Origin of the sequence: Flavobacterium sp. LC2016-12, from assembly GCF_015351595.1 — a bacterium.
Classification (GTDB): Bacteria; Bacteroidota; Bacteroidia; order Flavobacteriales; family Flavobacteriaceae; genus Flavobacterium.
Map to the genome: position 1 here is coordinate 479692 of NZ_JADKPT010000002.1, position 12505 is coordinate 492196.

Below are 12505 nucleotides of genomic sequence, written 5' to 3' on the forward strand. Positions count from 1 at the left end.
GCCGTTTATTTTAAAAGTTGATAGGCTAAAAGTGCTACAAAATAAGCTAAACCGCTCATTAAGAATAATTGCATCGCGGGCCATTTCCACGAATTCGTTTCTTTTTTGGTAATGGCCAATGTACTGGCGCATTGCATCGCAAAAGCATAAAATAGCAATAGTGAAATTCCAGAAGCAAAATTAAAGATTTTCTCGCCCGTTTGCGGATTTACTTCTTTCTGCATTTTGCTTTTAATGGTTGCTTCATTGTCGCTGTCTCCAACACTGTAAATGGTGGCAAGAGTTCCAACAAAAACCTCACGTGCGGCAAACGAACTGATAATCGCAATTCCTATTTTCCAGTCGTAGCCTAAAGGCGAAATGGTAGGCTCAATGGCTTTACCCATAATTCCGATGTATGAATTCTCTAATTTTTGAGAAGCGACTTCGTTTTCAAACTGAACTTCATTTAAAGTTGTATTGGCAAATCTTTCTTTTACGATAGTTTCGGCTTCGTTAAAATCTCTTCCGGGGCCAAAAGAAGCTAAAAACCATAAAATCACAGATATTGCTAAGATAATTTTACCCGCACCAACAACAAACGCTTTGGTTTTCTCTACAACATTAATCCCAACATTCTTTAAAAGCGGCATTTTGTAGCTCGGCATTTCGACTACGAAATAGGTTTTAGAATTAAATTTCAGAATCTTATTTAAGATATAAGCAGATAAAATAGCAGTTCCAAATCCTAGTAAATACAATAACATTAACGATAAACCCTGTAAATTTAGAATTCCCAAAACGCGCTGATCCGAAATTACGAGCGAAATAATAATCGTATAAACCGGTAATCTTGCTGAACAAGTTGTGAACGGTGTTACTAAAATAGTAATTAAACGTTCTTTCCAGTTTTCGATATTTCTAGTAGCCATGATTGCCGGTATAGCACATGCAGTTCCTGAAATCAAAGGCACGACACTTTTTCCTGAAAGCCCAAATTTACGCATTATTTTATCCATCAAAAATACCACACGACTCATGTATCCGCTTTCTTCCAAAATGGAAATAAACAGAAACAAAAAGGCAATTTGTGGAATGAAAATCAGAATTCCGCCAATTCCAGGAATAATTCCCTGTGAAAGCAAATCGGTTAAAATACCACTTGGCAATTCTGAAGCGGCCCAACTGCTTAAAGAAGCAAAAGTGCTGTCAATGAAATCCATAGGAATCGTTGACCAGCTGAAAATAGATTGGAAAATCAAAAACAAAATCGCAAGGAAAATTACATAACCCCAAAACTTGTGCGTTAAAACACGGTCAAGTCTTGCGCGAATATCTTTTGCCATCGATTCATCAACCTGTAAACCTTCTTTCAGAACATCATTGATAAATTGATACCTTTTGATGGTTTCTTTTTGCTGTAGGCGCTTTAATTCCGAATGTGATTTGGTAAAAGTGCTTCGGATTTCATTACGTTCCAAATTCAAAAAATTAACATCCTGCGTGATAACCAACCATAATTTATACAATAATTGATTTGGAAAAGCGTGTTGTAGTTTTGCAAAATAGGCAGCATCAATTACAGAAGCATTTAAACAAGGTTCATGCGGAATCGTTTTGTATGAAACAATTAATTCTTTTAACTCCTCGATTCCATGACCTTTACGCGAACTTACTAAGGCAATTTTGGTTTTTAGTTTTTCTTCTAAGTAGGGAATATCAAGTGTAATTCCTTTGCTTTCCATACGATCAGACATATTGATGACTAAAATCGTCGGAATTTCAAGGTCTTTTATTTGAGTGTAAATCAGTAAGTTTCGTTTCAGATTTTCAACATCGGTTACCACTACTGCAACATCCGGATATAATTTGTCGTTTTTGTTAAGCAAAAGTTCAATCACAACACTTTCATCCATTGAACTGGCATTCAGACTATATGTTCCTGGTAAATCAAGAATATTAGCTTTGATGTTATGAGGAAGTTTACAGAAACCAATTTTTTTCTCAACGGTGATTCCCGGGTAATTTCCAACCTGCTGATTTAAACCGGTAAGTTGATTAAAAACAGAAGTTTTTCCGGTATTCGGATTCCCGATAAGGGCAACATTTATATTTTGAATGCTCATTACAAATTGGTTTTGATAAGTTCAACTTCAATTTCACGAGCAGTTTCTATACGAATGGCAACATGTGAGCCATTAATGTCTAAATATAAAGGATCTCCAAAAGGAGCAATTTGAAGTAATTCGACTAAGCTGCCCGGCAAACAACCCATTTCTAATAACTTTAGAGGAATAAGATCGATATCAAAATCTTTGATAATGGCTTTTTCGCCTTTTTTCAGGGTATGGATTGTATTTTGCAAGCTTATTTAGATTGAATTTAGATTGCAAAAATAGACAATAATTCTTTATTTCAAGGCAATTAACCGTTTTGATTGTGCCAAAATTTACTTAAATAAGCCAATTTTACTCTTGCGACAAGAAATTGATGTCTTCTATAAGTCTTTGAATTTCTTCTTTATTTGTTCCGTCATAAAATCCCCGAACGCGGCGTTTTTGATCTACCAAAACAAAATTCTCTGTGTGAACCATATCATACAATTGATCAGGACGACCTAATTTCACCGCTAAGTATGATTTTCTGGCCATCGTGTAAATCTCTTTTTTATCGCCGGTAACCAAATTCCATTTGCTGTCTACAACTCCGTATTTAACAGCATAAGCTTTTAAAACAGAAACACTATCTACTTCAGGAAAGACAGTATGAGAAAGGAGCATTACTTTAGGATTGTTAAGAACTGCTTTTTGAACTTCTGATAAATTGGTCGACATCTTTGGACAAATCGATCCGCAAGTCGTAAAGAAGAAGTCGGCTACATAAATTTTTCCTTCGTAATTTTTTTGCGTAATCGTATCGCCATTCTGATTTACAAAAGAGAAATCTGCAATGGTGTGGTATTTGCTTTTGTATTGAATGGTGCTATCAACCAGTTCAGGATTTACGTCAGCCGGATTGTAAATGGGTAATGTTTTTTGTGGTTTTAAAGCCGAATAAAATAGGGATATAGTAACTACCGAAAATACAATTAAAACAATAAAGAATTTGCGGTATTTGTATAGTAAAGATTTCATAAACAGAATTTGGCGCAAAAATACGAAAAGGAGTTTTCAAAAAACTAATTATGTGTTGTTTTTAACAGGCTTTTGACTTTGATTAAAAGTAATATGTTAGAATATTTTAATCACGGAAAGACGCGAAGTCGCAAAGTTTTATTTTTTAAGTTATACTTTGCGACTTCGCGTCTTTGCGAGAGATCAAAAGAGACATAATATTCTTTAAATTTTAGTCTTTCTAATAGATTTGTTGACCAAGTATAATCCAATTAAAGTCACGGCCGCACCAATGGCAATGGCCTGTGTAAGGGTTTCTCCAAAAATGAAAGATCCTAAAACCATGGCAACTATCGGATTTATATACACATAAATACTGCTGATTTCCGTTGGAAGATGTTGTAATGTATAAATAAAGGCGATGAAAGTTAAGACCGAACCAATAATGATTAAGTAAGCAATCGCCCACCAGGAATTTAAAGAGATTTCACTCAAAGGAATATTAGTTCCTGCGGCTTCTGTAATTCCAAATAAAAATACACTCGAAATCAACATCTGCAATCCTAAACTGAAATAGGGATTAAAACTGGCCGCCTTTTTCTTAGTTTCCAAAATTCCGAAAGCCCAAGTAATAGTTGAAATGAGGGTTAAAAAGATTCCGAATTGAAAATCTGGCCGTAGAAAATCAGATAAGTAATCCATGAAGATGATACAGATCCCACCAAAACTGATAAGCATTCCGAATAAAGCCACTTTGGCGATTTTTATACCATTAAAAAAATTGATAACAATAATCCAAATTGGAAACAGAGCACTAATAATAGCACCTAATCCGCTGCTGATATATTTTACGCCCCAAGTACTTAAGCCATTACTTAACGCAAAATTCAAAATAGATAAAATAATAATCGTTTTCCATTGTTTCCCTCTTGGCCATGGCTCTTTTTTGATTAGAAAATAACCAACATAAAGAAGGCCACCCAAAAACTGACGAATAGTGGCCACCTGCAGCCCGGGCATATGTCTAACCGCTTCTTTAGATGCTAACCACGTTGTTCCCCAAAAGAAACTCACCCAGCATAAAGCTAAAATTGGAAATCCGATAGCTTCAATTTTTCCTGAAAAGGCATTCTGAATTTTTGCTCTCACTGTAATAAAAGTTTTAGCAAATATTCCAAAAACAATTTGAATTAATGACTTATAATCAGACATATATTCATGAAATTTTTTGTTGTTTATGATCGATTTTTTGCATTAAAAATCGTACCTGAAATTATTGGATAAATTTTAACATAGAGTTCCGAATAATAACAATATGTTTGTAGATATACTAAAATTATAAAGAAATATGATTAAACAGCTTACTAAACCTATGTTTTGTGTAGTTTCTGCAATGTTTACATTCACTGCAGTTGAGGCTCAAGATGCAAAACCAAAAGAACCGGGTATCAATGTTTCTTACATGAATACGAAGGTTAGTCCGAGTCAGGATTTTTTTCAATATGTAAACGGAACATGGTTAGATAAAACCGAAATCCCGAGTGACCGTACAACGTGGGGAAGTTTTAATGAATTGATCAAAAAAACAGATAAAGATGCAATGGCAATTTTGAAGGAAGCTTCAAAAAATCCAAAGTATAAATCGAATACCGATCAAGGTAAAGCTGTCAATTTATTCAATACTGTTTTAGACACAGTAGGGAGAAACAAAAGAGGAATAGAACCTTTGAAACCATACTTGAAAAAAATTGACGCTATTAAAAATATAGCTGATCTTCAAAAGTATTTAGTAGAAATGGAACCTCAGGGCGGAAATGATTTCTTCGGAATTTACATTGGAGCTGATGAAAAAAACAGTTCAAAAAATTCGGTAAGTCTTGGCGTAAGCCGATTGGGTTTATCTGATAAAGATTATTACACTTCTGAAGATAAAGATTCAAAAGAAAAACGTGCTAAATATGAGCTTCATGTAGCGAGAATGATGCAGTTTATTGGAGAATCTCCTGAAAAAGCAAAACAGAGCGCAGCAGAAATCCTGGCTTTGGAAACTTCTTTGTCAAGTCCGAGATTAAATCGTGTTGAGAGTAGAGACAGTCGTCTTCAATATAACCCGATGACAGTTGCTGAACTTCAAAAGTTAACTCCGGCAATTAAATGGGATGCTTATTTTACAGGACTTGGTTTGGCAAAACTGGACACAGTTGTAGTTATTGAACCACGTTATATGAAAGCGTTGCAAACCGTTTTTACTGAAAACAAAGTACCACAATGGAAAGAATATTTAAAATGGACTTTATTGAACCGTTCAACTTCACATTTAACAACTGAAATTGAATCGGCAAATTTTGACTTTTACAGTAAAACTTTAAGAGGAGCAATTAAACAATTACCTCGTGAAGAAAATGCTTTACAGGTTGTAAACAGAAGTATCGGAGAGGCACTTGGTAAGCTGTATGTAGAGAAAGTTTTTCCTGCTGAAGCAAAAACCAAAGCGATTGATATGATTCACAATGTGATTACGGCTTACCAAAACCGTATTAATAATTTAGCATGGATGTCTGACGCTACAAAAGTAAAAGCAATTGAGAAACTGAACAAAATCACTATAAAAGTGGGTTATCCGGACAAATGGAAAGATTATTCTGCTTTAGAAATTAAAAGTGTTGCTGAAGGTGGAAGCTATTTTGAGAATGCACACAATTTATCAAAATGGAATTTCAAAAAAGGTTTAGAAAAATTAAATAAGCCAGTGGATAAAACAGAGTGGGGAATGTCGCCACAAACTGTTAATGCTTATTACAACCCGTCTTATAATGAAATTGTTTTCCCAGCAGCAATTTTACAACCGCCTTTTTACAATTACCAAGCCGATGAAGCTGTGAATTATGGTGGAATTGGAGCTGTAATTGGTCACGAAATTTCACATGGTTTTGATGATTCAGGAGCACGTTATAATGCAGATGGAAATCTTGTAGACTGGTGGACTGCTGACGATTTAAAACAATTTACAACTTTAGGAAATGAACTTGCAGATCAATATAGTGCTTTAGAGCCACTGCCGGGAATTCATGTAGATGGTAAATTTACTTTGGGAGAAAACATTGGAGATTTAGGTGGAATTAATGCTGCTTACGACGGATTGCAATTGTACTTAAAAGCACATGGAAATCCAGGTCTAATTGATGGTTTTACGCCTGAACAACGTTTCTTCATTTCTTGGGCTACGGTTTGGAGAACAAAAACCAGAGATGAGGCAATTAAAAGTCAGGTAAAAACAGATCCACACTCTCCAGGAATGTACAGGGCTTATGTGCCAATTCAGAATGTTGATGCTTTCTATCAGGCATTCGGAATTAAACAGGGAGATAAAATGTACATAGAACCAGCGAAAAGAGTAAAAATCTGGTAATCTTATAATCATAAAAAACGGCGCTAATTTAGCGCCGTTTTTGTTTTATCTAATTAATTGCAATAAAAATATCAACTTCTGCAGTTTCAGGATTTTGTGCTTTCTCTCCGTAAATTTCAAAATCTGAGGTAAAACTTCTGTCTAAATCTGAATTCCAGATTTTCATCCATTCATTAAAAACAATGTTCTCATGAAGATTTCCTTTTGCAGTGAATTTTTCATAAGTTGCTTTTTCAATAGCTTTGCCTGTCATTTCTTCCGGAATAAAATCTAAAGAGCTTACAAGACATCCTAAAATTGTTGTGTAAGGCTTCGTATGATCTTTTTCGTATTCGGTATAAACACAATAAAGAGCATTGTCTATTTTATTCGGAATTTTTTCAGCAATTCCTTCTGTCATAAATTTGTTCCAAAGAGCGGGAATATCTTCTCCCGATTGACCATTTTCGTTAGTCGTTCGTACTGAAATCCCAATAATACTAAATTTTTGAATATCCATTTTAGTTCAATTGTTTTGTTTGATTTCAAATGTACGATGACCTTGCGACAACAGTATGTCAGCAGGAAATTGTTTATTTCAAATTGCTGTAAATGTAAGCTTCTATGGCCTTTAATTCTTCATCAGTCATTGCCTGCGTTACCGGGAAATTAGTTTTCATAACTGAAAATTGACTCGGATCAACAATTGGATCTGCATTTCCTTTAAGGAAAGTAACAATATCGCCTTTTTTGTCTTTGTATGTTTTACCAATTTCCTGAATACTCGGACCAATAACTTTTTGATCAACCTGATGGCAGGAAACACAATTCCCTTTTCCTTCAAAAATTGATTTTCCTAAAGCTTCAGGTGTTTTGACTTCCGCCGATTCTCCTTCTGAATAAGATTCGGTCGTAGCTTCAGTTGATTTTCCAAAAGGCTCCTGCTCTTTTTTACAAGAAGCAAAAGCTAAAACGGCAGTTAAGAATAATACTTTTTTCATTATTAAATTAATTATTATTTCATTGCTTCAAATTTGTAACCATTATAAAGCAATTTTGCAACGATTTGTTTTGAAAGCAAATCTTTATCTTCATTACCATAAAAATCAAGATTGAATTTTTCACTATCAGTAAGAGTTCCTCTAAGATTAAAGTATTTGTTATCAGGTGTTATTATTTCGTCTTTAATGTGTTTATCAGTGTTAGGGTTTCTGTAACCTGTTTTTGTTGCATACCATGCACCAACAACTCTGGTTCTTCTTTGTTCTCTGTTATTATTGTCTATTTCTGTAAAAGTAGAATTTACGGTATAAACTAAACTTGGAGGAAAGTTGGGCATAAACGTAACGTTACTTTTAGTCACATCACCAATTGCTACATATTCTAATACAGGAGCACCATTTTTATAAACTTCTTGTTTTTGGTAAATTGTACCACCAGAAACTTTTACATTCAGTGCAGTCATTGCATCATATTCTGTTTTTAACTGGTCTTTTGTTTTTTGGTCAGCATCAGCAAATACTTTTTTAATATCTGTTGGGGTACCATTAATAAATTCTAAAACACCTTTTTCGTCTATACCAGATGCGCTAATAAATTTGTATTTATCATTACAAACACTTGCTACGATTGTTCTCTGAAAACTTAACCCCTGATCTTTTCCGTAATCAATAATTTCATTGGTTTTATTGTTGCTTAGATCAGTAAGAAGTGACCAATAAACAGTAGAACCATCAAGTAAAGAATTGCTTTTTCGCTCAATTGAAAATATTGGGCGATTGTCAAGAGATAAGATTTTGTAAACTACTTTTTCTTTGTCTAAAATGGCAACCTCCGTTTCGTCGATACTAATTTTATCTTTTTTAATTCTAATTTCCTGTGCTACAGTTGTTAAAGTAGCGGCCATCATGAAAGTAAGTAATACGTTTTTCATATATTTTTAGGGTTTAAATTGAGACGCTAAAATATACTTTATTTTGTCACTAATTACTTGTTTAAAATAATTGCAGCTTCTTTCGCAAAATACGTCGAAATTAAACTTGCTCCCGCTCTTTTAATGCACATTAACTGTTCCATCATAATTTTATCATTATCCAGCCAGCCTCTTTCTGCAGCTGCCTTAATCATGGCATATTCTCCTGAAACATGAAAAACGGTTACCGGAACATTTACGGCATTTTTTACCTCACGTACAATATCAAGATAAGCAATTCCTGGTTTTACCATTACCATATCGGCACCTTCTTCGACATCCATAAGGGTTTCTCTAATCGCTTCGATACGATTGGCATAATCCATTTGGTATGTTTTTTTATCTTTCGGAACCACTACATCAGCTTCTCTCGGCGCACTGTCCAAAGCATCACGAAACGGACCATAAAATGCAGAAGCATATTTAGCTGAGTAACTCATGATACCCACATTATGAAATCCTGCAGCATCCAATCCTTGGCGCAAACGTAAAATACGTCCGTCCATCATGTCGCTTGGTGCTACAAAATCGGCTCCGGCTTGTGCGTGCGAAACGGCCATTTTTACTAATGCGTCGTTAGTGGCATCATTGGCAACATCGCCATTTTCGATGATTCCGTCGTGACCATAAATAGAGTAGGGATCAAGGGCAACATCTGGCATTACAACCATTTCAGGACAAGCAGCTTTAATGGCTTTAATAGCATTTTGCATTAATCCGTTTGGATTCCAGGCTTCTTTTCCGGTATTGTCTTTTAGTGATTCATCTACTTTTACATAAATGTTGACAGCGCGAATTCCTAAAGCAAAAATTTCTTTTACTTCCTCAACGGTTAAGTCGATCGAACGACGAAAAATCCCCGGCATGGATGGAATTTCAACTTTATAATTTTCGCCTTCTGCAATAAACATCGGAAACATAAAATCAGTTGGACTTAATGTTGTTTCGCGAACTAAACTACGGATAGATTCATTTACTCGTAGTCTTCTGCCTCTTTGTAATGGGAACATAACTATTTTAGATTTTTGATTGCTGATTTTAGATTTTTGATTGTGGGTATTCAGATATTAGAAATCACAGATCTTAATCCTTAATTGACAATCCAATTTATTAGAATTTTAATGTTTTATTTTATGTAATTGAAGCGGTGTAAATCGCTTTTATGGTTTTATCAAGTTTTTGGTTAAATTCATCATCAGATTGGCCAGCAGAAAGACCTTCGGAAAGTGCTCTTGAAAAACTGGCAATCAATCCGTGGTTTTGCGTCAGTTTCGCATTGGCTTCTTCTTCTGAATATCCTCCGGACAATGCTACAACACGCACAACATGTGGATCTGACATTAATTCTTTATAAAAATTATTCACATTCGGAATAGACAATTTCAGCATCACTTTAACCTCTTTATCCAATAAACTAAGCTGTTTCTTAATTTCTTCTTTCAGAATTTCTTCTGATTTTTCTTTATCAGCACTGTAAATATCAACTTCAGGCTCAATAATCGGAACAAGTCCTTTTTGAAAGATTTGTAAACCAACTTCAAATTGCTGTTCAACAACTTCACGAATTCCTTCAGCATTTGCTTCTTTGATAACAGAGCGCATTTTAGTTCCAAAAACATTTTTTTCTACAGCTCTATCTAGTAATTCATCTAAATTGGAAATAGGTTTCATCAACTGTACACCATTGGCAAGATCAGCAAGTCCTTTGTCTACTTTTAAAAACGGAACGATGTTTTTCTTTTCCCATAAATAATCGGCAGTCCATTGTCCGTCGATTTTGCGATCCATAGTGTTTTCAAACAAAATAGCTCCCAGAATATATTCGCTTTTAAAAGCAGGACTCTTAATTATTCGGGTTCTCATTTCATGTACAAGAGTGTACATTTCTTCTTCATTGGTGTAACTGTTTTCCAAAACGCCGTATTGCGCAAGTGCTTTTGGTGTACTTCCGCCACTTTGGTCTAAAGCGGCAATAAATCCTTGACCGGAATGCATGCGATCTAATTGTGCAATGTTCATTTCTCTTTCCATAATATTTTAGATTTTAGATTGAAGATTTTAGAGTAAATTACAATTTAAATTTATGATTACAAAGAAGTTAAATGAATATTGGGTTCAATTTATGAGATCCATTCACGAGGATTTTCCAATACTTTCACTAATTTTTCTTCTTCACTTCCTGCTTCTGCATGATGATCGTAAACCCATTGTACATGCGGAGGCAGACTCATTAAAATACTTTCAATTCTTCCGTTGGTTCTTAAACCGAATAAAGTGCCTTTGTCATGAACCAAATTGAATTCGACATAACGGCCACGACGGATTTCCTGCCACTTTCTGTTTTCAGAAGTATATTCTAAATTCTTTCTTTTCTCCACAATTGGAACATAAGCTTCTAAGAAACTATTCCCAACTTCAGATACGAAATTGAACCAATCTTCCATCGACATTTGCTCATTTGCTTTGCAATAATCAAAGAACAAACCGCCAATTCCGCGGGCTTCGTTTCTGTGAGCATTCCAAAAATAAGCGTCACATTGTTTTTTATATTTTGGATAAAACTCCGGATTGTGTTTGTCACAAGCGGTTTTACACGTTTGATGAAAATGCGTTGCATCTTCTTCAAACAAATAATAAGGCGTTAAATCCTGTCCTCCTCCAAACCATTGTTCTATCACTTTTCCATGTTCATCGTACATTTCAAAATAACGCCAGTTTGCGTGAACGGTTGGTGTCATTGGGTTTTTTGGATGTAAAACCAAACTTAATCCGCAGGCAAAAAAATCAGCTTCGCCTACGCCAAACATTTTTTGCATCGTTTCAGGAAGTTTTCCGTGAACGGCCGAAATGTTTACACCGCCTTTTTCGAAAACATTTCCGTTTTCAATAACGCGCGTTCTTCCACCGCCGCCTTCTGGGCGTTTCCAAAGATCTTCACGGAATTTTGCTGTTCCGTCAACAGCTTCTAATCCGGCACAGATTTGATCTTGTAGATTTTGTATGTATGCGTAAAATTTATCTTTCATGAGTATTATATTCTGATTTAAGCAATCCGAAATAAAGAGTGTTCTGCAATTCGCCATCACCATTTCTAAATTCGTCTCGTAAAATTCCTTCTTGTTTGAAATTGTGTTTTAATGCAACGCGCTGGCTTGCAAAGTTAATTTCTTGTGTACAGATGAAAACTTTGTTCATTTTCAATTCGTTGAAACAAAAATCAAGTGCAGCTGAAACCATTTTTGATGTAATTCCTTTTCCCTGAAAATCTTCATCAGTAAAATAACCTAATTCACATTTTGAAATGCGATAATCAATAGTTTTTACGCATAAATAACCAATTAAGTCATTGGTTTTAATATCTCTTGCGAAAAAATAAAAGCCTTCATTGTTTTTTTCTTTTTCAAGATTGACGGCCATAAAACCTTCTGCTTTCTTTAAAGAATCAGAATTGGCAAGCGTTACAGGAAAAGTTTTGTAAATGTGATTTTTATTTTTATCGACTAGCGTGAAAAATTCTTCAGCAGTAACATTTTTAATTCGATCTATTTTCCAATCTGTAAAACTCATGTTTACTTGTTTTTAGCGGATGTGATTTTGGCATTTATTCCAAAGGAGAAAACCTTGCTTTCTCTCTGGATGTATTGGTAAATAGCAAGTGCTTTACCTAAGAAATCAAATTGTTTTTCTTGAGATAAATGAATCAAAATATCAGCAAATTTCTCTTGTTGATTCCAATCTAGATGGCATCTCTGAAGCAGAATAATTAATTCTTCTTCCGGTATTTCAATTGTTCGTTCTAAACTTAAACCAAAACTCTTCAGTTGCTCATCTACCAGGCTAATATCTTCAGCGTTCCAAAACCTTGGCACAAAAATAAGTGCGTGTAAAGTTCGGAGCGTATTTTCTATTCTGATACTTTCTTCGTCTCTAAGGCCTTTGTTGAGCATTTTGTTTTGCGTTTCCTGCAAGGTTTCCAAAACCTTGTAGGTATTTAATTGTTTGCGTAATCTATTTAAATTTTTTGATTGTCTCCAGATAGACCTACAAGGTTTT

13 protein-coding genes are annotated in these 12505 nt (G+C 34.8%); 1 reads left to right on the forward strand and 12 read right to left on the reverse strand.

Going from position 1 to position 12505, the window contains the following annotated elements:
- Positions 1-5: 5 nt before the first annotated feature.
- From feoB to IRZ99_RS06455, 4 genes are all read right to left on the reverse strand, one after another.
- The gene (feoB, locus tag IRZ99_RS06440) at positions 6-2105 is read right to left on the reverse strand and encodes a ferrous iron transport protein B (protein ID WP_194656469.1); all 2100 of its coding nucleotides are present in this window, start codon (positions 2103-2105) and stop codon (positions 6-8) included.
- Positions 2105-2344: a FeoA family protein gene (locus IRZ99_RS06445; RefSeq protein WP_026982352.1), complete on the reverse strand. Its 240-nt coding sequence runs from the start codon at positions 2342-2344 to the stop codon at positions 2105-2107. Before IRZ99_RS06445 ends, feoB begins: the two co-directional genes overlap by 1 nt.
- 103 nt (positions 2345-2447) lie before the next feature.
- Entirely contained in the window at positions 2448-3113 is a 666-nt protein-coding gene (locus IRZ99_RS06450; protein WP_194656470.1) for an SCO family protein, read from the reverse strand.
- A gap of 204 nt (positions 3114-3317) precedes the next feature.
- Positions 3318-4241, reverse strand: coding sequence for a DMT family transporter (locus IRZ99_RS06455; protein WP_370527657.1), 924 nt, complete (start codon positions 4239-4241; stop codon positions 3318-3320).
- Positions 4242-4440: 199 nt separating this feature from the next.
- On the opposite strand from IRZ99_RS06455, the gene IRZ99_RS06460 reads away from it, so the two are divergent.
- On the forward strand, positions 4441-6501 hold the full coding sequence (locus IRZ99_RS06460; RefSeq protein ID WP_194656472.1) for a M13 family metallopeptidase: 2061 nt from the start codon (positions 4441-4443) through the stop codon (positions 6499-6501).
- Positions 6502-6550: 49 nt separating this feature from the next.
- Here the strand turns inward: IRZ99_RS06460 and IRZ99_RS06465 are convergent, their stop codons facing one another.
- The 8 genes from IRZ99_RS06465 to IRZ99_RS06500 form a co-directional block, all read right to left on the reverse strand.
- On the reverse strand, positions 6551-7000 hold the full coding sequence (locus IRZ99_RS06465; protein WP_194656473.1) for a GyrI-like domain-containing protein: 450 nt from the start codon (positions 6998-7000) through the stop codon (positions 6551-6553).
- A 73-nt stretch (positions 7001-7073) separates the two neighbouring features.
- Positions 7074-7481: a c-type cytochrome gene (locus IRZ99_RS06470; RefSeq protein WP_194656474.1), complete on the reverse strand. Its 408-nt coding sequence runs from the start codon at positions 7479-7481 to the stop codon at positions 7074-7076.
- 14 nt (positions 7482-7495) lie between these two features.
- Positions 7496-8413: a hypothetical protein gene (locus IRZ99_RS06475; protein WP_194656475.1), complete on the reverse strand. Its 918-nt coding sequence runs from the start codon at positions 8411-8413 to the stop codon at positions 7496-7498.
- A gap of 53 nt (positions 8414-8466) precedes the next feature.
- Positions 8467-9462, reverse strand: a complete 996-nt coding sequence (gene hemB, locus IRZ99_RS06480) for a porphobilinogen synthase (protein ID WP_194656476.1) — start codon at positions 9460-9462, stop codon at positions 8467-8469.
- A gap of 121 nt (positions 9463-9583) precedes the next feature.
- Complete coding sequence (locus IRZ99_RS06485) at positions 9584-10471, reverse strand: fructose bisphosphate aldolase (protein WP_194656519.1); 888 nt, start codon at positions 10469-10471, stop codon at positions 9584-9586.
- Between the two features lie 101 nt (positions 10472-10572).
- Positions 10573-11478 (reverse strand): oxygen-dependent coproporphyrinogen oxidase, encoded by a 906-nt coding sequence (gene hemF, locus IRZ99_RS06490; protein ID WP_194656477.1) that lies wholly within the window; start codon positions 11476-11478, stop codon positions 10573-10575.
- A complete protein-coding gene (locus tag IRZ99_RS06495; RefSeq protein WP_194656478.1) occupies positions 11468-12019 on the reverse strand; it encodes a GNAT family N-acetyltransferase in 552 nt (183 codons plus the stop codon). The genes hemF and IRZ99_RS06495 overlap by 11 nt, the downstream gene beginning before the upstream one ends.
- Positions 12020-12021: 2 nt before the next feature.
- Complete coding sequence (locus tag IRZ99_RS06500) at positions 12022-12429, reverse strand: hypothetical protein (protein ID WP_370527656.1); 408 nt, start codon at positions 12427-12429, stop codon at positions 12022-12024.
- Between the last annotated feature and the right edge of the window lie 76 nt (positions 12430-12505).